The sequence below is a fragment of the Streptomyces sp. NBC_01384 genome (assembly GCF_045040035.1).
GTDB lineage: Bacteria > Actinomycetota > Actinomycetes > Streptomycetales > Streptomycetaceae > Streptomyces.
On record NZ_CP109559.1, the window covers coordinates 6,838,779 to 6,860,062 of the forward strand.

The following is a 21,284-nucleotide window of genomic DNA, read 5'->3' on the forward strand; positions in this document are numbered from 1 at the left end:
GTGGCTGTTCCGAAGCGGAAGATGTCGCGCAGCAACACGCGCCACCGCCGGTCGCAGTGGAAGGCTGCGGTCCCCACCCTGGTTGCGTGCGAGCGCTGCCACGAGCCCAAGCTGCAGCACATCGCGTGCCCGGCCTGTGGCACCTACAACAAGCGCCAGGTCCTCGAGGTCTGAGCGGCTGGTGAGAGGTCTGATGTCTGACGCCAAGAAGCACCCTCTCCGCGCCAGCGGAGGTGGCCCGGCGGACAACACAGCCTCGTCCCACACGCTTCTGGAAGGGCGGCTCGGGTACAAGCTCGAGTCCGCCCTTCTGGTGCGTGCGCTGACCCACCGTTCCTACGCGTACGAGAACGGCGGTCTGCCGACCAACGAGCGTCTGGAGTTCCTCGGGGACTCCGTACTCGGCCTCGTGGTCACGGACACGCTGTACCGCACCCACCCCGACCTGCCCGAAGGCCAGCTGGCCAAGTTGCGGGCCGCGGTGGTCAACTCGCGTGCGTTGGCGGAAGTGGGCCGCGGCCTCGAACTCGGCTCCTTCATCCGGCTCGGCCGGGGCGAGGAAGGCACGGGAGGCCGGGACAAGGCATCCATCCTCGCCGACACCCTTGAAGCGGTGATCGGCGCGGTCTATCTCGACCAAGGTCTGGACGCGGCGGGCGAGCTCGTCCACCGGCTCTTCGACCCGCTGATCGAGAAGTCCTCGAATCTGGGCGCCGGCCTGGACTGGAAGACCAGTCTCCAGGAGCTCACCGCGACCGAGGGGCTCGGCGTTCCCGAGTACCTGGTCTCGGAGACCGGCCCGGACCACGAGAAGACCTTTACTGCTGCCGCCCGCGTCGGAGGCGTCTCGTACGGCACCGGCACCGGCCGCAGCAAGAAGGAGGCGGAGCAGCAGGCCGCGGAGTCCGCGTGGCGTGCCATCCGTTCTGCCGCGGACGAGCGCGCGAAGTCGGCCCAGGCCGCCGAGCAGGCGGCTCAGGCCGCCCAGCAGGCCGCCCAGGCCGCCGAGGGGACCACCGACACCCCCTCGGCCCCGACGAGCGACCCGGCCACGGCCTGATTCCTTCGTAAGCACCTTCGTAAGCATTCGACCCCCGCCGCAGCGCCCGCGCCGCGACGGGGGTCGTTCGCGTCCTGGGCCGCCACGGCGCTCGGTGACTCGCGCAGGCGCCCCCGCCGGGCGTGCTTCGCCCAGGCACCCGTCGGCGTGCCGCGAGCACGAGGTAGCCTTCGGGCGTCGTTCCCGTGCCCCTCCGGAGGAGTCCCGTGCCCGAGTTGCCCGAGGTCGAAGTCGTACGGCGCGGCCTGGAGCGCTGGGTCAGCGGGCGGGCCGTGACCTCGGTCGAGGTGCTGCATCCACGGGCCGTACGACGGCATCTGACGGGGCCCGCAGGCTTTGCGAAGGCACTCGCGGGCCAGCGCGTCGGACCGGCCATGCGCCGCGGCAAATACCTCTGGCTGCCCCTCGACGACTCCCCGTACTCCGTCCTTGCGCACCTCGGCATGAGCGGCCAGCTCCTGGTGCAGCCCCAGGACGTCCCGGACGAGAAGCACCTGCGCATCCGCATCCGCTTCGACGACGACCAGGGCACCGAGCTTCGCTTCGTCGACCAGCGCACCTTCGGTGGGCTCTCCCTGCACGAGAACACTCCCGACGGCCTGCCGGACGTCATCGCGCACATCGCCCGCGACCCGCTGGACCCCCTCTTCGACGACGCCGCGTTCCACACGGCCCTGCGCGCCCGCCGTACGACGATCAAGCGCGCCCTGCTCGACCAGTCGCTGATCAGCGGGGTCGGCAACATCTACGCGGACGAGGCGCTGTGGCGCTCCAAGCTGCACTACGAACGTCCCGTGGGCGCCTTCACCCGGCCGCGCACCGCCGAACTCCTCGGCCACATCCGCGACGTCATGAACGACGCCCTCGCCGTCGGCGGCACCAGCTTCGACAGCCTGTACGTCAACGTCAACGGCGAGTCCGGCTACTTCGACCGCTCGCTCGACGCGTACGGTCGCGAGGGCGAGCCCTGCCGCCGCTGCGGTACGCCGATACGGCGGCGCGCCTGGATGAACCGGTCCAGCTACTTCTGCCCGCGCTGCCAGCGGCCACCGCGCCTCACGCCGTGACCGCGGCCCGCACGCCGTGACCGCGGCCCAGGAGAGTCAGCTTTCGCGCGTCTCGTCATAGTGCTCGCGGGCCTCCAGGACGTCGTCCATGCGGCCCTCCACGAAGTGGATGAGGGTCAGCAGGCGCTCGGAGATCTCGCGGCCGAGCGGCGTGAGGGTGTAGTCGACGCGCGGCGGGTTCGTGGGCTGCGCCTCGCGGTGCACCAGACCGTCGCGCTCCAGCGCGTGCAGCGTCTGGGAGAGCATCTTCTCGCTGACACCGTCGACCCGGCGGCGCAGCTCGTTGAAGCGGAACGTGCCGTCGTGCAGCGCTCCGAGCGTGAGTGAACCCCAGCGTCCGGTGACGTGCTCCAGCGTGCCCCGGGACGGGCAGCCGCGGGCGAACACGCTGTACGCGAGGTCCTGATACTCACCGCTCTCGGCGGTCTGCACGGTGGGTTCCATGGACTCACCATACTCCGGCACAGCGCTAACCAGCAGGTTGCACTAACTAGAGGTTAGTGCTTTCCTTTGGTTCGTTGTCACCACCTGGAGGAGTCCCCATCGTGAGCACCCTGAGCACCCCCGTTGTTTCCATCGCCTATCACTCCGGCTATGGCCACACCGCCGTCCTCGCCGAGGCCGTCCGCTCCGGTGCCGTCGCGGCCGGTGCCGAGGTTCACCTGATCAACGTCGATGAGATCACCGACGCGCAGTGGGAGCAGCTCGACGCCTCGGACGCGATCGTCTTCGGCTCGCCGACCTACATGGGCACGGCGTCCGGCGCCTTCCACGTCTTCGCCGAGGCGTCCTCGAAGCGCTGGTTCGGACAGGACTGGCACGACAAGCTCGCCGCCGGATTCACCAACTCCGGCTCCAAGAGCGGCGACAAGCTGCACACCCTGCAGTTCTTCCAGATCCTCGCCGCGCAGCACGGCATGAACTGGGTCAACCTCGGCCTGCACCCGGGCTGGAACAGCTCCTCGGCCTCCGAGCACGACCTCAACCGCCTCGGCGTCTTCGCCGGCGCCGCCGCCCAGACCAACGTGGACGAGGGTCCCGAGACCGTTCACAAGGCCGACATCGCCACGGCGGAGCACCTGGGGCGCCGGGTCGCGGAGGCGGCGCGGGTGTTCGCGCTGGGACGCGCGGCGGTGGCGGCGACGGCCGCGTAAGTATTTGCGCAAGCGCGTGCGTAAAGGCTTGCGCAAGCGTTTGCGTAAACGTTCGCGTAGACGTTTGCGCAATCGTTTACGTCCTGCTCGCGCACAACTGACGCACGCACAGCCGACACCTGCGCAGCCGACGCGTTCGCGACGGACGCGCGTACAACAACACGACGGCCGCGCCCACCGTTGTCCGGTGGGCGCGGCCGTCGTGTTCACGACTGTCGGCTAGTAGCCGAAGTCCTGCGTCCACCAAGGGCCGCCGACGCCGAAGTGCACACCCACGCCCAGGGTCTTGAAGTCGCAGTTCAGGATGTTGGCGCGGTGGCCGGCGCTGTTCATCCAGGCATCCATGACGGCGGTCGCGTCGGCCTGGCCGCGGGCTATGTTCTCGCCGCCGAGGCTGGTGATGCCGGCCTTCGCCGCCCGGTCCCAGGGGCTGAGCCCGCTCGGGTCGGTGTGGTCGAAGAAGTCGCGCGCGGCCATGTCCTCGCTGAAGGCCTGGGCCAGATCCGACAGGGCGCTGTTCGCCGCCACCGGGCTGCAGCCGACCTTGGCCCGCTCCTCGTTGACCAGCTTGAGCACCTCGGCCTCGGCCGCGGCTTCGGCGGACACGGTGATCGGGGCGGTGGTCTTCGGGCCCTTCGTCTTCCCGACCTGGCCGGGCGGAGTCGCGGGCTTCTTCGTCTTGGTGGCCTTGCCCGGCTGGGTGGTGGTGGGCTCCTGGGTGGGCGTCGTCGCCGGCGCGGCCGACGAGGTCGCGGGAGCGGCCGAGGCGGAGGCGGAGGGCGAGGCGGACCGGTCGGCGTCACGGCTCGTCGACGTGCCGTCGCGGTTGTCCGTGCTCGCGCTGCCCGACGTACCGCCCTGCTGGGTCTCCTGGCTGGACGGGGAGCCGACGGCCTGCACGTTGTCGGAGCTGTTGCTGGCGCCGCCGAGTGAGTAGTTCTCGGTGCCGGGCAGCACACCGCTCGCGACGGCCACGGTGCCCAGCGCCACAGCCGCCGAGACGCCGAGCAGCCCCGTGCGTACCGTGTCCGCGGTCTTCCTCTTGCGGTGCGAGCGGGCGGCGGCGGTCTGCGGGAGGTCGGCGACGGCGGCGTAGCCGTACAGGTTCTCCGGACCGTAACTTTCCGTAAGGGGCCCGTTCGTATCGGTGACCCCGGTGGCGCGGCCTGTGGCGGCGCGGCCGGCGGCGGAGCGTCGGTGGCGTCCCATCTCCTGGCCTTCCTCGTTCCTGCGGTCAGCGTCCCTCACTCTAAAGAGTGAGTTTCATATGAGACTCATTGGGTCGGGACGGTACCCCATGGCGCGAGGGAAGGAAGTGCTGCTTGAGACTTTGTCCGGTTAGCGTGCACCCATGAACGAGGTTGTACGGCTGGTCGTCTGGGTGCGCGGACGGGTCCAAGGTGTGGGTTTCCGCTGGTTCACGCGGGCCAAGGCGCTCGAGATCGGGGGCCTGAGTGGTTTTGCTCTCAATTTGGACGACGGACGGGTCCAGGTGGTCGCGGAGGGAACCCGGGCCGGATGCCAGGGTCTGCTCGACTGGCTCCAGGGCGACGACACACCCGGGCGTGTGGACGGAGTCACTGAGATCTGGGACACGCCCCGGGGGATCTACGACGGCTTCGCGATCCGGTGACGGCGACGCGTGCAACGCCCCAGGCGGAAGCGGTATGGCATGCCACCGGCACCTGCCGGAAGCAGAAATGACCTGGTGGTTGCCAAGGACGGCTCGGCGTGGCAGGCTCCGCAGATAAGGATGATCTCCACGCCCCGAGGGCCCCGCAGGAGTCGCAGCGCAGCCGCCTTGAGGGCCGCGCGACAGTGGGTTGCCCGCCAATACGGGGCGTGATCGTGTTGACCGTCAAACTTTTTGGTGAGACGCTGAAAGCCCCGCGCACCTTAGCTGTTTGGCATGTGGAACCGCAGCAAGAATTTAGCAAGTGTCAAGCAACGCGGGTGCGATTCCCTCACGACCCACACCGCTTCGGTCGGTCACTCAGTGTGGAGGACCATCCATCATGGCAAAGGCGCTTCTCGGTTACGTCGGCGGTTCCGACCCGCGACTCATCGCCGAGATGCGACGGCTCCAGCAGCGCGTACAGGACCTCGAATCCGAGCTCGTACGGATCCAGGCCGAGAACGACGCGCTCGCGGCTGCCGCTTCTCACGACTCGCTTCTCGAGAGCATCGACGTACCCCAGGCGGAGCCTGCGCTCACCTGACCACTGCACCGCACTACGACAGCAGTGGTTGGGCTGCCCGTATCAACCGCTAAGTTGTCAGAATTGCAAGGGACGCCTCTTCGGCGTCCCTTCTTCTTTCCCCCGCGTGCCCTCCCACTCTCTTTAACGTCTGGTGTGCCCTGCACGTTCAGGGGTGAAACCGCGGGTTCATGGAGTGAGACCGGCCCGAAAGGTAGAGTCCGGCGGCGTGCACCTCAAGGCCCTGACCCTGCGCGGGTTCAAATCGTTCGCCTCGGCGACCACGCTGCGGTTCGAGCCGGGCATCACCTGTGTCGTGGGCCCCAATGGTTCGGGCAAGTCCAACGTCGTGGACGCCCTGAGCTGGGTGATGGGTGAGCAGGGGGCCAAGTCGCTGCGCGGCGGCAAGATGGAGGACGTCATCTTCGCCGGCACCACCGGGCGGCCACCGCTCGGCCGGGCCGAGGTGTCGCTGACCATCGACAACTCCGACGGGGCGCTGCCCATCGAGTACGCCGAGGTCACCATCACGCGGATCATGTTCCGCAACGGCGGCAGCGAGTACCAGATCAACGGTGACACCTGCCGTCTCCTCGACATCCAGGAGCTGCTGTCCGACTCCGGCATCGGCCGCGAGATGCACGTCATCGTCGGGCAGGGCCAGCTCGACTCCGTCCTGCACGCCGACCCGATGGGCCGCCGCGCGTTCATCGAAGAGGCCGCGGGCGTCCTCAAGCACCGCAAGCGCAAGGAGAAGGCGCTGCGGAAACTGGACGCGATGCAGGCGAACCTGGCCCGCGTCCAGGACCTCACCGACGAACTGCGCCGCCAGCTCAAGCCGCTGGGCCGGCAGGCCGCCGTCGCGCGCCGCGCCGCCGTCATCCAGGCCGACCTGCGCGACGCCCGACTCCGCCTCCTCGCCGACGATCTCGTACGCCTGCGCCAGGCACTCCAGTCCGAGATCGCCGACGAGGCCGCGCTCAAACAACGCAAGGAAACCGCCGAGGCCGAGTTGAAGAGGGCACTGCAGCGAGAAGCTCTCCTGGAGGACGAGGTACGGCAACTGACGCCGCGCCTCCAGCGCGCCCAGCAGACCTGGTACGAACTCTCGCAGCTCGCCGAGCGGGTGCGCGGCACGATCTCGCTCGCCGACGCGCGCGTGACGAGCGCCACGTCGGTGCCCGCCGAGGAGCGGCGTGGACGCGACCCCGAGGACATGGAGCGCGAGGCCGCGCGAATCCGTGAACAGGAGGCCGAGCTCGAAGCGGCCCTGGAGGCGGCCGAGCACGCCCTTGAGGACACGGTCGCGCACCGGGCCGAACTGGAGCGCGAGCTCGCCGTCGAGGAGCGCCGCCTCAAGGACGTGGCCCGAGCCATCGCCGACCGCCGGGAGGGCCTGGCCCGTCTCAACGGCCAGGTCAATGCCGCGCGTTCGCGGGCCGCCTCCGCCCAGGCCGAGATCGGCCGCCTCGCCGCCGCCCGCGACGAGGCCCAGGAGCGGGCGTTCGCGGCGCAGGAGGAGTACGAGCAGCTGAAGGCCGAGGTCGACGGCCTCGACGCGGGCGACGCGGAACTGACGGAGCGGCACGACGCGGCCAAGCGGGCGCTGTCCGAGGCGGAGGCCGCGCTGAGCGCCGCCCGCGAGGCGGCCACCGCGGCCGAACGCAGGCGCGCCGCGACCCAGGCCCGCCACGAGGCCCTCGCCCTCGGGCTGCGCCGCAAGGACGGCACGGGCGCGCTGTTGGGGGCGAGAGACCGCCTCACGGGGCTCCTCGGCCCCGCCGCAGAGCTGCTGTCCGTCAGCCCTGGGCACGAGGTCGCGCTCGCCGCCGCCTTCGGCGCGGCGGCTGACGCCCTCGCGGTCACCACACCCGCCTCGGCCGCCGAAGCCATCCGTCTGCTGCGCAAACAGGACGCGGGGCGGGCGGCACTGCTGCTGGCGGGGGCACCGGAGGAGCCGGGGGCACGCGAGACCAGGCACGCCGGCCCGGCGGCCGGCGGCCACCCGGGCACGGGGGAGAGTCTTCCCGCGCCGGGCGCCGCAGGTGACGCTGACGTAACCCCACAGGCCGCGCCCGGTGACGTACCCCCACAGCCCGAACCCACCGGCCCCCCGTACGCCGCCGACCTCGTCCGTGGTCCTGTCGAACTCATGCCCGCCGTACGACGGCTGCTGCGGGGGATCGTTGTGGTCGGCACCCTGGAGGATGCCGAGGATCTTGTCTACGCGTGGCCGGAGCTGACCGCTGTCACCGCCGAAGGGGATCTGCTGGGCGCGCACTTCGCCCACGGTGGGTCCGCCGGGGCGCCCAGCCTGCTCGAAGTGCAGGCGTCCGTGGACGAGGCGGCGGCCGAGCTCGAAGAGCTCGCTGTGCGGTGCGAGGAGCTGACCGAGGCCCAGCGTCTCGCCACCGAACAGCGCAAGGAGCGGGCCGCGCTCGTCGAGGAACTGGGGGAGCGGCGGCGGGCCGCGGAGCGGGAGAAGTCGTCCGTGGCCCAGCAGTTGGGGCGGCTGGCCGGGCAGGCCCGCGGCGCGGCAGGGGAGGCCGAGCGCAGTACCGCCGCCGCCGCGCGGGCGCAGGAGGCGCTCGACCGGGCCGTGGAAGAGGCGGAGGAGCTGGCCGAGCGGCTCGCCGTGGCCGAGGAGATGCCCGTGGAGGAGGAGCCCGACACCGCCGTACGGGATCGGCTCGCCGCCGACGGCGCCAACGCGCGGCAGACCGAGATGGAGGCCCGACTCCAGGTACGGACGCACGAGGAGCGGGTGAAGGGGCTCGCGGGTCGGGCCGACGGGCTCGACCGTGCGGCGCGGGCCGAACGTGAGGCACGCGCGCGTGCGGAGCAGCGACGGGCCCGGCTGCGGCATGAAGCGGCGGTCGCCGAGGCCGTCGCCTCCGGAGCGCGGCAACTGCTCGCGCACGTCGAGGTGTCGCTGAGCCGGGCCGAGGAGGAGCGCACCGCGGCTGACACGGCCAAGGCCCGCCGCGAGCAGGACCTCGTCGCCGCCCGTAACGAAGGCCGCGACCTCAAGGCGGAGCTCGACAAACTCACGGATTCGGTGCACCGCGGCGAGGTGCTCGGTGCCGAGAAGCGGCTGCGGATAGAGCAGCTGGAGTCGAAGGCGCTGGAGGAGCTCGGTGTCGAACCGGCGGGGTTGGTCGCGGACTACGGTCCCGACCAGCTTGTGCCGCCCTCGCTCCCCGCCGAGGGCGAGGAACTGCCCGAGGATCCGGAGCACCCGCGCAACCAGCCCCGGCTGTTCCACCGGGCCGAGCAGGAGCGGCGCCTGAAGTCGGCCGAGCGGGCCTACCAGCAGCTGGGCAAGGTCAACCCGCTCGCCCTGGAGGAGTTCGCCGCGCTGGAGGAGCGCCACAAGTTCCTCAGCGAGCAGCTGGAGGACCTCAAGAAGACGCGGGTCGATCTGCTGCAGGTGGTGAAGGAGGTCGACGAGCGCGTCGAACAGGTCTTCACCGAGGCGTACCGGGACACCGCGCGCGAGTTCGAGGGCGTCTTCAGCCGGCTGTTCCCGGGAGGCGACGGGCGGCTGATCCTGACCGACCCGGACAACATGCTCACCACCGGTGTGGACGTCGAGGCGCGGCCCCCGGGCAAGAAGGTCAAGCGGCTGTCCCTGCTCTCCGGTGGGGAGCGGTCCCTCACCGCTGTCGCGCTCCTTGTGTCGATCTTCAAGGCGCGACCGAGTCCCTTCTATGTGATGGACGAGGTCGAGGCGGCGCTCGACGACACCAACCTGCAGCGGCTGATCCGGATCATGCAGGAGCTGCAGGAGGCCTCGCAGCTGATCGTCATCACGCACCAGAAGCGCACGATGGAGGTCGCCGACGCGCTGTACGGCGTCTCCATGCAGGGCGACGGTGTGTCGAAGGTCATCAGCCAGCGCCTCCGGTAGATGCATGTAGCGCACACCGGTCGCGACCTGGGCTTCTGGTTGAGTTCAAGTAGTGAACACGCGTTGGCAATCTACGGGGCGAAAATTCACAGAATCGAACTATTGACTTCGAAACTTGAAGGCATAGTCTCTGCAACGTTGCTTTTACCTTCAGGTGGTGGGCGGCGTGACGCTGCGCGCCACTGGAACCACCACCGAAGGGCTTGCCCCCACACCCCCGGCAGCGAGGCCGGTGGCCCGAGGAGTTACACGTGACCAGCACTGCGCAGGCACCTCAATCCGGAGCCCGGACAGCTCACCCCGAGCATCTCGGCCATGTCATCTTCATCGCGGCGGCGGCCGCGATGGGCGGCTTCCTCTTCGGCTACGACAGCGCCGTGATCAACGGTGCCGTCGAAGCCATCCGAAGCCGTTACGACATCGGTTCCGCGGCGCTGGCGCAGGTCATCGCCATCGCGCTGATCGGCTGCGCCATCGGTGCGGCGACCGCGGGTCGCATAGCCGACCGCATCGGCCGCATCCGCTGCATGCAGATCTCCGCCGTCCTCTTCACGATCAGCGCCGTCGGTTCCGCGCTGCCGTTCGCGCTGTGGGACCTCGCCTTCTGGCGCATCATCGGCGGATTCGCCATCGGTATGGCCTCCGTCATCGGCCCCGCCTACATCGCCGAGGTCGCCCCGGCCGCGTACCGCGGACGCCTCGGCTCCTTCCAGCAGGCCGCGATCGTCATCGGCATCGCCATCTCGCAGCTGGTCAACTGGGGCATCCTGAACGCCGCCGGCGGCGACCAGCGCGGCAAGCTGCTGGGCATCGAGGCCTGGCAGGTCATGCTCGGCGTCATGGTCGTCCCGGCCGTCCTCTACGGACTGCTCTCCTTCGCGATCCCCGAGTCGCCGCGCTTCCTGATCTCCGTGGGCAGGGAAGAGCGCGCCCGTGAGGTGCTCAAGGAGGTCGAGGGCGACAAGGTCGACCTGACCGCCCGCGTCGCCGAGATCGAGCACGCCATGACGAGCGAGCACAAGTCGACCTTCAAGGACCTGCTCGGCGGCGGCTTCTTCTTCAAGCCGATCGTCTGGGTCGGCATCGGCCTCTCGGTCTTCCAGCAGTTCGTCGGCATCAACGTCGCGTTCTACTACTCCTCGACGCTGTGGCAGTCGGTCGGTGTCGACCCCTCGCAGTCGTTCTTCTACTCGTTCACGACGTCGATCATCAACATCATCGGCACCGTGATCGCCATGATCTTCGTCGACCGGATCGGCCGCCGGCCGCTCGCGCTCATCGGTTCCGTGGGCATGGCCATCGGCCTCGCGCTGGAGGCCTGGGCCTTCTCGTACCACCTCGTGGACGGCAAGCTGCCGGCCGTCCAGGGCTGGACCGCCCTGGTCGCCGCGCACGTCTTCGTTCTCTTCTTCGCCCTCTCCTGGGGTGTCGTGGTCTGGGTCTTCCTCGGCGAGATGTTCCCGAACAAGATCCGCGCCGCCGCCCTCGGTGTCGCCGCCTCCGCGCAGTGGATCGCCAACTGGGCCATCACCGCGAGCTTCCCGTCGCTGGCCGACTGGAACCTCTCCGCGACCTACGTGATCTACACGGTCTTCGCCGCGCTCTCCATCCCCTTCGTACTCAAGTACGTGAAGGAGACCAAGGGCAAGACGCTGGAGGAGATGGGCTGAGCGTCCTGAAGACGCCCCGAAACTCGAGGAGAAGGGCCAAGTCCCCGCTGCCCCTCTCCTCGTTCTCGTAAGAGACGTACTGCCCCGGATCAGCCTTGCAGGCCCCTTACAGGCCTTCGAGGTCCTTGAGCCGGGGCAGTACGTTTTCGCAGAACAGGTGCACGCTGCGCCAGCCCTCGTCGAGCGGCATCCCGCCGGACAACGGATGCAGCACATAATTGTCGAGGCCCTGCTGCACGCACTGGTCGGGCGTCAGGATCCGGTACACGCCCTCGGCGCGCAGCTCCTCGACCGTCGTGGCCGCCGACTTCACCGCCGAGCGGATGTCACCGGACTGCCAGGAGGCGTACGTCCGTGCCTCGTGCAGGAAGTGCCCGCCGTACTCGGCCCACGCCCGGTCCGGGTCCTCGGCGAGGTGCAGCAGCGGGGTCTCGGCGGCGGGCATCATGGTCCAGCCCTCGGTGCCGTACTCGACGAGCCGCTCCTTGTAGTACGCCTCCAGCTCAGGGAGGTGCGCGCTGGGGAAGAACGGCAGCCCGAGCCGGGCGGCACGACGGGCCGCGGCCCGGGACGAACCGCCGACCAGCAGCAGGGGGTGCGGATCGGAGAACGGGCGCGGGGTGACCCGTACCGTACGGCCCCGGTACGTGAACTCCTCGCCGGTCCACGCCTTCAGCACCGTCTCCAGGAGCTCGTCCTGGAGTCTGCCGCGCCGCTTCCAGTCGACGTCGAAGAGGGCGTACTCCTCGGGCCGGTAGCCGATGCCCGCGACGGTGACGAGGCGGCCGCCGCTGAGCAGATCGAGTACGGCGATGTCCTCGGCCAGGCGCAGCGGATCGTGCAGCGGGCCGATGACCGCGGAGACGGTGACCGCGAGGTGCCGGGTCGCTCCGAAGACCGCGCCCGCGAACGCGAACGGCGAGGGGAGCCAGTTGTTGGCGACGCCGTGGTGCTCTTCCGTCTGCACGGTGGTGATGCCGCGGTCGTCGGCGTAGGCGGCCATCTCGACGGCCGCCTTGTAGCGGGCGCTTAGTGACGCGGGGGTGGCATTGGGGTCGACGAGGTTGAAACGCACGACGGATACGGGCATGGGGAGTCCCCCTTCAGAAGTGGCCCCTTCGGGTGTGACCTTTCGGATGCCGCCCTTCAGGTGTGGCTTTTGGATGCGGCTCTTCGGGTGTGGCCTTTCGGGGGTGGCCTTTCCGGTGTGGTCCCTCCGGTGTGGTCTCTCCGGCGTGGAGGGGGACGGTAGCTGACGGTGCGTCAGACGGCCATAGTCGCGCGCTCTCTTTCGCGGGCTGCGCCGCAGGCGCCACCGAGGGCTTCGGCAGGTTCGCGTACAGCGAGAACGACACCGGGTCGGCGGCCGGCGCCAGGTCCGGCGTCGAGATCGCCATCACCGCGTCCATCAGGATCAAGGGGAGTACGGCGTCGCTGGTGATCACGGCGGTCGGACTGATCGCGGCGGGCGGCATCGACTGAAGGGCGGTGATGTTGGCGGCGACCTGGTGCTCAGAATAATTAGGGGTACTTTATGTTGTTCTTATCCTTGTGGGGTGTGTGTCCTCGGAGGAAGCCATGGAATCCTTCCAGCGGCACGGAGAATCCCTCCCGGGAGAGGGATGGCTGATACTGGGGAACGTTATGGAAACCGTCATCCTTGCTGTAGTCATCGCCGTGGTCGTGATCGGCGCACTCGGCGGGCTCGTCATCGGCAGTCGCCGCAAGAAGCCGCTGCCCCCGGCGCCCCCCACGACGCCCGACATCACCGCCCCTCCGGCCGAGCCGCACGTCGGCGACGAGGCCGAGACGCCGCGCGACGAACCGCGCCGGACGATAGAGGAGGTGGATCTCCCGGACGGCTCGGCGGCGCCGGTCGTCGTCGAGGAGCCCGAATCCATTGTCGAAGCTCCCGCGATCGAGATCCCGGAGCCGACCGCCGGGCGCCTCGTGCGGCTGCGTGCCCGCCTCTCCCGCTCGCAGAACGCGCTCGGGAAGGGACTGCTCACGCTGCTCTCGCGCGAGCACCTCGACGAGGACACCTGGGAGGAGGTCGAGGACACGCTGCTCACCGCCGATGTCGGCGTGCAGCCCACCCAGGAGCTGGTCGAGCGGCTGCGTGAGCGCGTGAAGGTGCTCGGTACGCGGTCGCCGGACGAGCTGCGCTCCCTGCTGCGCGAGGAGCTGCTCCAGCTGCTCGTCCCCGAGTTCGACCGCGCGGTCAAGACCGACTCGAATCTCGACACCCCGGGCATCGTGATGGTCGTCGGCGTCAACGGCACCGGGAAGACCACCACCACCGGCAAGCTCGCCCGCGTGCTCGTCGCCGACGGCAAGAACGTGGTGCTCGGCGCCGCCGACACCTTCCGTGCCGCCGCCGCCGACCAGCTGCAGACCTGGGGCGAGCGCGTCGGCGCCCGCACCGTGCGCGGACCCGAGGGCGGCGACCCCGCCTCGATCGCCTTCGACGCGGTCAAGGAGGGCATCGAGGAGGGCGCGGACGTCGTCCTCATCGACACCGCCGGGCGCCTGCACACCAAGACCGGCCTCATGGACGAGCTCGGCAAGGTCAAGCGTGTCGTGGAGAAGCACGCCCCGCTCGACGAGGTGCTGCTCGTCCTGGACGCCACGACCGGCCAGAACGGTCTGGTTCAGGCCCGCGTCTTCGCCGAGGTCGTCGACATCACCGGCATCGTGCTGACCAAGCTCGACGGCACCGCGAAGGGCGGCATCGTGATCGCGGTCCAGCGCGAGCTGGGCGTGCCGGTCAAGCTGGTGGGTCTGGGCGAGGGCGCGGACGACTTGGCGCCGTTCGAGCCCGAAGCATTCGTGGATGCGCTCATTGGCGAGTGAACCAGGCTTAGGCGAAAGGAGAAGCGCCCGCCCCAGGTGCAGTGGGAGGCGGGCGCTTCGTCATGTGCGCCTGTGGTCGGAATCAGGGACGCCTGTGGTCGGAAGCGCGAATGGCAAACGGCAACGGCAACGACTACGCCCGCGACCGGTGCGCCACATACGCCAGCGTCCCCAGCAGCAACCGCGCCTGCGGAGGTTTCGTCGCCGAGTCCAGCGCGGGGGAGCGCAGCCAGCGGACCGGGCCGAGACCGGCGCGGTCGGAGGGCGGGGCCGTGACGAACGCACCGGGCCCGAGGCCGTGCAGGTCGAGGGAGGCGTCGTCCCAGCCCATCCGGTAGAGCAGCTCGGGGAGCTCGGCCGCCGCTCCGGGGGCGACGAAGAAGTGGGCGCGGCCGTCCGGCCCTGCGGTGACCGGCCCGGTGGGCAGGCCCATGCGCTCCAGGCGGACGAGCGCGCGGCGCGCGGCGGGCTCGGCGACCTCGATCACGTCGAAGGCGCGGCCCGCCGGCAGCATCACCGCGGCACCCGGGAACTCGCCCCAGGCCTCGGACACCTCGTCGAGTGTGGCGCCCGCCTCGAGCACCGGTGCGAAGTCCAGGGGATGTGCGCCCGGCGCGGCACAGTCGGCCTTGCCGCAGGAGCACACCCCCGCGGCGGCCCGGGCGCCGGGGATCACGTCCCAGCCCCACAGCCCGGTGAACTCGGCCACGGCGGTGCACTCCGACGAGCGGCCGCGGCGACGGGTGCCGGGCCGGCTTTCGCGCATCCCCCGACTGCTGCCGATCGTGAAGCCCATGCCCCCTCCAACGGGTCCGATGCGCCGACGGTTACGCCATGGACGCGAATCGTTACTCAGTGTGTTCCTGTCGCCGGATGCCGCGCGGTTGCCGACGCGATCCTGGTGGCGCTCAGAAGTGCCCAGGGTGGTGCACCCGGCGGCGCGCGCCCCCGAATGCATCGTTCCGCCACTTCCGGCTGTCCCATGTCAAGTGAATCGCGTACAGGCGATCGGGAGTTCATTCGAAGGGGTGGCGAATGGTGGCGTTTCCGGGATCGCCATGGCCGGACGCGTGATCGTAGGATTACTTTGAGTGCACGAGTCCTGGGGACGTATGCACTCGTGGGTATGCCGGAGGCAAGTCGGTTTCCCCTTCGAAGGGTGAGAACTACCGGACGTGCGGCCGTATTTACCGGCATTCTGATAGGGCTTGGCGCACGCAGCGTACAAGTGGTCTCAGGGATGGGGGCGTTCCAGTGGGCGGCAACGGCGGAAGTGGTATGAACGCTGACAAGCGCCCGAATGAGCTGTTGGGCTCGTGGTTCGTGCGCAGTGGCTGGTCGAAGGGCGAGCTCGCGCGCCAAGTGAACCGCAGGGCTCGTCAGTTGGGGGCCAATCACATCTCCACGGACACCTCCCGGGTGCGCCGCTGGCTGGACGGGGAGAATCCGCGCGAGCCGATCCCGCGGATTCTGTCCGAGCTGTTCTCCGAGCGGTTCGGCTGTGTGGTCGCCGTCGAGGACCTCGGGCTGCGCGCCGCCCACCAGTCACCCTCCGTGTCCGGTGTCGACCTGCCCTGGACCGGCCCGCAGACCGTGGCGCTCATCAGCGAGTACTCACGCAGTGACCTGATGCTCGCGCGGCGCGGCTTCCTCGGCAGCTCGCTGGCCCTCTCCGCGGGCCCGGCCCTCATCGAGCCGATGCAGCGCTGGCTGGTGCCCACGTCCACCCTGCCCCAGGAGGAGCCCGAGTCCCCGGCCGCCGCCCGCCGCCCCGGCCGGCTCTCCAAGCCCGAGCTGGACCTCCTGGAGTCCACCACCGTGATGTTCCGGCAGTGGGACGCCCAGTGCGGCGGCGGGCTGCGCCGCAAGGCGGTCGTCGGCCAGCTGCACGAGGTGACCGACCTGCTCCAGGAGCCGCAGCCCGCGGCGACCAACAAACGCCTGTTCAAGGTCGCCGCCGAGCTGGCCGAGCTGGCGGGCTGGATGAGCTACGACGTGGGGCTGCAGCCCACCGCGCAGAAGTACTTCGTGCTCGCCCTGCACGCCGCGAAGGAAGCCGGCGACAAGCCACTGGGCTCGTACATCCTCTCCAGCATGAGCCGTCAGATGATCCACCTGGGTCGGCCCGACGACGCCCTCGAACTCATTCACCTCGCGCAGTACGGAAGCCGTGACTGCGCGAGCCCGCGCACCCAGTCCATGCTGTATGCGATGGAGGCCCGCGCCTACGCCAACATGGGCCAGCCCGGAAAGTGCAAGCGGGCCGTCCGGATGGCCGAGGACAGCTTCGAGGACGTTCACGAGTGGGACGACCCGGACCCCGACTGGATCCGCTTCTTCTCACCGGCCGAGCTGCACGCCGAGAACTCGCACTCCTACCGCGACCTGGCCTACGTCGCGGGCCGCAGCCCCACGTACGCCTCGCTCGCCGAGCCCCTGATGCAGCAGGCCGTCGACCTCTTTGCCGAGGACGACGAGCATCAGCGTTCGTTCGCACTCAATCTCATCGGCCTGGCCACCGTGCACCTGCTGCGGCGCGAGCCCGAACAGAGTGCGGTATTGGCCAAGGACGCGATGAGGATCGCCAAGAAAGTGCGCTCCGAGCGCGTCAACACTCGTATCCGAAAGACGGTCGACACGGCCGTCCGCGACTTCGGTGACCTCGCCGAGATCGTGGACCTCACCGAGCAGCTCGCCGTCGACCTCCCGGAGACCGCGGAGGCGGTCTGAGCACAGGCCCCGAAAGCGGCCCGACCCCAGTACCCCGGCCACGGCCGGCCGTCCCGAACCGCCCGACTCGGCTCCCCCATGCCAGGTCATCGGACGACCAGCCGTGGCCGGTTTATTTGCCTTCTGGGAAGGTTGCGCCACGATAACGATCGCTCCGCCCGGTATCAGGCAGTTCATGGAGGCGTAACACGCGAGGCACCTTCGTCACTGCGGCGAAACATCGAGGGGCGTCGACGGAAACCGCGCTGCGTCAATCTCATGGCGCATAACCGGCCCACCCCTCATGACCGCTCAGGCTTCGCCCGCACGGGGCCGTACCAACGACGAGGAGACGCCGATGGCACCAGCCATCACGCTTGCCGCAGAAGCTCCCAAGCTCTCGGCCGCCAATACCGGGTTCATGCTCATCGCTTCCGCCCTGGTGCTGATCATGACTCCCGGCCTGGCCTTCTTCTACGGAGGCATGGTCCGTGTCAAGAGCACCCTGAACATGCTGATGATGAGCTTCATCAGTATGGGGATCATCACGATCCTGTGGGTGCTGTACGGCTTCTCCCTCGCCTTCGGCACGGACAGGGGCTCGTTCATCGGCTGGACCTCGGACTGGGTCGGCCTCAGCAAGATCGGTCTGACCGAGCTGTGGCCGGGCTACACCATCCCGATCTTCGTCTTCATGGTCTTCCAGATGATGTTCGCCATCATCACGCCCGCGCTGATAAGCGGTGCCCTGGCGGACCGCGTGAAGTTCACGGCGTGGTCGCTGTTCATCGCGCTGTGGGCCACGCTCGTCTACTTCCCGGTCGCCCACTGGGTCTGGGGTACCGGTGGCTGGGCCTTCAACCTGGGCGTGATCGACTTCGCCGGTGGTACGGCGGTCCACATCAACGCGGGTGCCGCGGCGCTCGGCGTGATCCTCGTCATCGGCAAGCGCGTCGGCTTCAAGAAGGACCCGATGCGTCCGCACAGCCTCCCGCTGGTGATGCTCGGCTCCGGTCTGCTGTGGTTCGGCTGGTTCGGATTCAACGCCGGTTCGTGGCTCGGCAACGACGACGGCGTCGGCGCGCTGATGTTCGTCAACACGCAGGTCGCCACCGCGGCCGCCATGCTGGCCTGGCTCATCTACGAGAAGATCCGCCACGGCGCGTTCACCACGCTGGGCGCCGCCTCCGGCGCGGTCGCCGGTCTGGTCGCCATCACCCCGTCCGGTGGTGCGGTCTCCCCGCTCGGCGCGATCGCCGTCGGTGCCATCGCCGGTGTGCTGTGCGCCATGGCCGTCGGCCTCAAGTACAAGTTCGGCTACGACGACTCCCTCGACGTCGTGGGCGTCCACATGGTCGGCGGTGTCATCGGCTCCCTGCTGATCGGCCTCTTCGCCAGCGGCAAGGGTCAGTCCACCGTCGAGGGCCTCTTCTACGGCGGCGGTCTCACCCAGTTCTGGAAGCAGTGCGCGGGTGTCTTCGCCGTCCTCGGCTACTCCCTCGTGGTCTCCGCGATCCTCGCCTTCATCATCGACAAGACGATGGGCATGCGGGTCTCCGAGGACGAGGAGATCGCCGGCATCGACCAGGCCGAGCACGCCGAGACCGCATACGACTTCAGTGGAGCGGGCGGCGGCATCGTGGGCGGCTCGGTTTCCGCCCTCGCGGGTACGCAGAGCAAGAAGGTGGACGCATGAAGCTCATCACCGCCGTCGTGAAGCCCCACCGGCTCGACGAGATCAAGGAGGCCCTGCAGGCCTTCGGGGTACACGGTCTGACGGTCACGGAGGCCAGCGGCTACGGTCGGCAGCGGGGACACACCGAGGTCTACCGTGGTGCCGAGTACACCGTCGACCTCGTTCCCAAGATCCGCATCGAGGTACTGGCCGAGGACGACGACGCCGAACAGCTGATCGACGTCGTTGTGAAGGCGGCCCGCACGGGCAAGATCGGTGACGGCAAGGTGTGGTCCATCCCGGTCGAGACGGCCGTCCGGGTCCGGACCGGCGAGCGCGGCCCGGACGCGCTCTAACCAGAAGAACAGAACAGGAGCCACTGGGTGACGAGTACGGAGATGCGTACGGAAGCAGAGGACTCGGGACCCAGCGGCTACGCGGCGGCCCGGCTGCGCCTCCTCCAGGAGGGGGCGCAGTCCGGGCCGCCGCGCCGTGCTGCCCTCGCCGAACTCACGGACGAGTGGCTGACCAGCCTGTTCAGCGCGGGCGCCAAAGACAGCGAGGGAGCGGAGCGACTTCCTCAGAAGGGCGGTGGCGGGCGACGGGAGGGACTGCGCGGCGTCTCACTCGTCGCCGTCGGCGGCTACGGCCGCGGTGAACTCTCCCCACGCAGCGACCTCGACCTGCTGCTCCTGCACGACGGCGGAGACTCCGGCGCGGTCGCCGCCCTCGCCGACCGCATCTGGTATCCCATCTGGGACCTCGGCCTCGCCCTCGACCACTCGGTCCGTACGCCGGGGGAGGCCCGCAAGACGGCCGGCGAGGACCTCAAGGTGCAGCTCGGCCTGCTGGACGCCCGCCACATCGCGGGTGACCTCGGCCTCACCGCCGGATTGCGTACGGCCGTCCTCGCCGACTGGCGCAACCAGGCGCCGAAACGTCTCCCCGAACTCCAGGAGCTGTGCGCGGAACGCGCCGAGCGCCAGGGTGAGCTGCAGTACCTGCTGGAACCGGACCTGAAGGAGGCCCGCGGCGGCCTGCGCGACGCCACCGCCCTGCGCGCCGTCGCCGCCTCCTGGCTCGCGGACGCGCCCCGTGAGGGCCTCGCGGACGCCCGCCGCAGGCTCCTGGACGTCCGCGACGCCCTCCACCTGACCACCGGCCGCGCCACCGACCGCCTCGCCCTCCAGGAGCAGGACCAGGTCGCCGCCGAACTCGGACTCCTGGACGCCGACACCCTCCTGCGCCAGGTGTACGAGGCCGCGCGCGTCGTGTCGTACGCCAGTGACGTCACCTGGCGCGAGGTGGGGCGCGTGCTCAAGTCGCGCGCTGTGCGGCCACGGCTGCGCGCCATGCTCGGCGGCGGTGCCAAGCCCGCCGTGGAGCGCTCACCGCTCGCCGAGGGGGTGGTCGAGATGGACGGCGAGGTGGTGCTCGCCCGCGCCGCACGCCCCGAGCGCGACCCCGTACTCCCGCTCCGTGCCGCGGCCGCCGCCGCACAGGCGGGGCTCCCGCTCTCCCTGCACGCCGTACGGCGCATGGCCGCCGTCGCACGCCCACTGCCCACGCCCTGGCCCGCCGAGGCCCGCGAACAGCTCGTCACCCTGCTCGGCTCCGGCCGCCCGACCATCGAGGTCTGGGAGGCACTGGAGGCGGAAGGGCTGATCACCCGGCTTCTCCCCGACTGGGAGCGGGTGCGCTGCCGCCCGCAGCGCAACGCCGTGCACATCTGGACCGTCGACCGCCATCTCATCGAGACGGCCGTCCGCGCCTCCGAACTGACCCGCCGGGTGGGCCGCCCCGACCTCCTCCTCGTCGCCTCCCTGCTGCACGACATCGGCAAGGGCTGGCCCGGCGACCACTCCGTCGCGGGCGAGATCATCGCCCGGGACGTGGCCGCCCGCATCGGCTTCGACCGCGCGGACGTGGCGGTGCTCGCCACCCTCGTACGCCACCACCTGCTGCTCATCGACACGGCGACCCGGCGCGACCTGGAGGACCCCGCCACCGTCCGCTCGGTCGCCGAGGCCGTCGGCTCGCAGGGCACCCTCGAACTGCTGCACGCCCTCACCGAGGCGGACGCCCTGGCCACCGGGCCCGCAGCCTGGTCCTCCTGGCGCGGCTCCCTCGTCGCCGACCTGGTCAAGCGGGTCGCCGCGGTGCTCGCCGGGGACGCACCCGAGGAGCCGGAGGCCGCCGCGCCCACGGCCGAGCAGGAGCGGCTCGCCATCGAGGCCTTCCGCACCGGCGGGCCCGTACTGGCGCTCCGCGCGCAGACCGAGCCACCCACCGAGGACGAGCCCTCGGGCGATCCGGAACCCCTGGGCGTGGAACTGCTCATCGCCGTACCCGACCAACCCGGAGTGCTCCCCGCGGTGGCGGGCGTCCTGGCCATGCACCGCCTGACCGTGCGCACGGCCGAGCTGCGCGCCCTGGACCTGCCCGACGGCGTCGAGGGCTCGGTGCTGCTGCTCAACTGGCGGGTCGCCGCCGAGTACGGCTCCCTGCCGCAGGCCGCACGGCTGCGCGCCGACCTGGTCCGCGCCCTGGACGGTTCCCTGGACATCGCGGCCCGGCTCGCGGAGCGCGACGCCGCCTACCCGCGCCGCCGGGGCACGATCGCGCCGCCGCCCCGTGTGACGGTCGCCTCCGCCGCCTCCCGCCACGCGACGGTCATCGAGGTCCGCGCCCATGACGCCCCCGGCCTGCTGCACCGCATCGGCCGGGCCCTGGAGGACGCGGGCGTACGGGTGCGGAGCATGCATGTCAGCACCTTGGGGGCGAACGCTGTCGATGCCTTCTACGTCACAGGGCCCAAGGGAGCGCCGTTGCCAGGTCAAGAAGCGGCGGTGGTGGTCCGGGCCCTGGAGGAGACGCTGCGGGGATAGGCCGGACGGGGTGTGACCTCGGGGCGCGTCGGGCGTTGTAGTGAGCGTGTCCCCGCCGACGAGGGGTTTCCGTCCCCGCCCGCTGAACCCAGCAGGCGGG

The 21,284-nt window shown here is 70.0% G+C and carries 18 protein-coding genes; 14 read left to right on the forward strand and 4 right to left on the reverse strand.

Annotated elements, in window-relative coordinates:
* The 3 genes from rpmF (at position 1) to mutM (ending at position 2,127) form a co-directional block, all read left to right on the forward strand.
* Positions 1-174 carry a 50S ribosomal protein L32 gene (rpmF, locus tag OG747_RS31425; protein ID WP_006139588.1) on the forward strand — a complete coding sequence of 58 codons (174 nt, stop codon included), beginning with the start codon at positions 1-3 and terminating at the stop codon, positions 172-174.
* Positions 175-193: 19 nt separating this feature from the next.
* Entirely contained in the window at positions 194-1,060 is an 867-nt protein-coding gene (rnc, locus tag OG747_RS31430) for a ribonuclease III (RefSeq protein ID WP_405882741.1), read from the forward strand.
* A gap of 206 nt (positions 1,061-1,266) precedes the next feature.
* On the forward strand, positions 1,267-2,127 hold the full coding sequence (mutM, locus tag OG747_RS31435; RefSeq protein ID WP_405882742.1) for a bifunctional DNA-formamidopyrimidine glycosylase/DNA-(apurinic or apyrimidinic site) lyase: 861 nt from the start codon (positions 1,267-1,269) through the stop codon (positions 2,125-2,127).
* 36 nt (positions 2,128-2,163) lie between these two features.
* On the opposite strand, the gene OG747_RS31440 is transcribed toward mutM, so the two are convergent.
* Positions 2,164-2,571, reverse strand: a complete 408-nt coding sequence (locus tag OG747_RS31440) for a winged helix-turn-helix transcriptional regulator (RefSeq protein ID WP_405882743.1) — start codon at positions 2,569-2,571, stop codon at positions 2,164-2,166.
* A gap of 110 nt (positions 2,572-2,681) precedes the next feature.
* Between OG747_RS31440 and OG747_RS31445 the strand changes: the two genes are divergently transcribed.
* Positions 2,682-3,281 (forward strand): flavodoxin family protein, encoded by a 600-nt coding sequence (locus OG747_RS31445; RefSeq protein WP_405885782.1) that lies wholly within the window; start codon positions 2,682-2,684, stop codon positions 3,279-3,281.
* A gap of 219 nt (positions 3,282-3,500) precedes the next feature.
* On the opposite strand, the gene OG747_RS31450 is transcribed toward OG747_RS31445, so the two are convergent.
* A complete protein-coding gene (locus tag OG747_RS31450; RefSeq protein WP_405882744.1) occupies positions 3,501-4,490 on the reverse strand; it encodes a CAP domain-containing protein in 990 nt (329 codons plus the stop codon).
* 142 nt (positions 4,491-4,632) lie between these two features.
* Between OG747_RS31450 and OG747_RS31455 the strand changes: the two genes are divergently transcribed.
* The 4 genes from OG747_RS31455 to OG747_RS31470 all read left to right on the forward strand — a co-directional run bounded on the left by OG747_RS31455 (position 4,633) and on the right by OG747_RS31470 (position 11,059).
* A complete protein-coding gene (locus OG747_RS31455; protein WP_054235378.1) occupies positions 4,633-4,914 on the forward strand; it encodes an acylphosphatase in 282 nt (93 codons plus the stop codon).
* A 382-nt stretch (positions 4,915-5,296) separates the two neighbouring features.
* Positions 5,297-5,500 carry a hypothetical protein gene (locus OG747_RS31460; RefSeq protein WP_028802434.1) on the forward strand — a complete coding sequence of 68 codons (204 nt, stop codon included), beginning with the start codon at positions 5,297-5,299 and terminating at the stop codon, positions 5,498-5,500.
* A gap of 208 nt (positions 5,501-5,708) precedes the next feature.
* On the forward strand, positions 5,709-9,389 hold the full coding sequence (locus OG747_RS31465) for a chromosome segregation SMC family protein (RefSeq protein ID WP_405882745.1): 3,681 nt from the start codon (positions 5,709-5,711) through the stop codon (positions 9,387-9,389).
* A 251-nt stretch (positions 9,390-9,640) separates the two neighbouring features.
* Complete coding sequence (locus OG747_RS31470; RefSeq protein WP_405882746.1) at positions 9,641-11,059, forward strand: sugar porter family MFS transporter; 1,419 nt, start codon at positions 9,641-9,643, stop codon at positions 11,057-11,059.
* A 106-nt stretch (positions 11,060-11,165) separates the two neighbouring features.
* Here OG747_RS31470 and OG747_RS31475 read toward each other — a convergent pair whose 3' ends face one another.
* On the reverse strand, positions 11,166-12,149 hold the full coding sequence (locus OG747_RS31475; protein WP_405882747.1) for an LLM class flavin-dependent oxidoreductase: 984 nt from the start codon (positions 12,147-12,149) through the stop codon (positions 11,166-11,168).
* A 131-nt stretch (positions 12,150-12,280) separates the two neighbouring features.
* Between OG747_RS31475 and OG747_RS31480 the strand changes: the two genes are divergently transcribed.
* Positions 12,281-12,541 (forward strand): hypothetical protein, encoded by a 261-nt coding sequence (locus OG747_RS31480; RefSeq protein ID WP_405886106.1) that lies wholly within the window; start codon positions 12,281-12,283, stop codon positions 12,539-12,541.
* 162 nt (positions 12,542-12,703) lie between these two features.
* Positions 12,704-13,912 carry a signal recognition particle-docking protein FtsY gene (gene ftsY, locus OG747_RS31485; RefSeq protein WP_405882748.1) on the forward strand — a complete coding sequence of 403 codons (1,209 nt, stop codon included), beginning with the start codon at positions 12,704-12,706 and terminating at the stop codon, positions 13,910-13,912.
* Between the two features lie 133 nt (positions 13,913-14,045).
* Here ftsY and OG747_RS31490 read toward each other — a convergent pair whose 3' ends face one another.
* Positions 14,046-14,708 (reverse strand): bifunctional DNA primase/polymerase, encoded by a 663-nt coding sequence (locus OG747_RS31490; RefSeq protein WP_405882749.1) that lies wholly within the window; start codon positions 14,706-14,708, stop codon positions 14,046-14,048.
* 458 nt (positions 14,709-15,166) lie between these two features.
* Between OG747_RS31490 and OG747_RS31495 the strand changes: the two genes are divergently transcribed.
* From OG747_RS31495 to OG747_RS31510, 4 genes are all read left to right on the forward strand, one after another.
* Entirely contained in the window at positions 15,167-16,642 is a 1,476-nt protein-coding gene (locus OG747_RS31495; RefSeq protein WP_405882750.1) for a hypothetical protein, read from the forward strand.
* Between the two features lie 337 nt (positions 16,643-16,979).
* Positions 16,980-18,317, forward strand: coding sequence for an ammonium transporter (locus OG747_RS31500; RefSeq protein ID WP_405882751.1), 1,338 nt, complete (start codon positions 16,980-16,982; stop codon positions 18,315-18,317).
* Entirely contained in the window at positions 18,314-18,652 is a 339-nt protein-coding gene (locus OG747_RS31505) for a P-II family nitrogen regulator (protein WP_054235369.1), read from the forward strand. The genes OG747_RS31500 and OG747_RS31505 overlap by 4 nt, the downstream gene beginning before the upstream one ends.
* A gap of 27 nt (positions 18,653-18,679) precedes the next feature.
* Entirely contained in the window at positions 18,680-21,184 is a 2,505-nt protein-coding gene (locus OG747_RS31510) for a [protein-PII] uridylyltransferase (protein WP_405882752.1), read from the forward strand.
* Positions 21,185-21,284 lie beyond the last annotated feature (100 nt).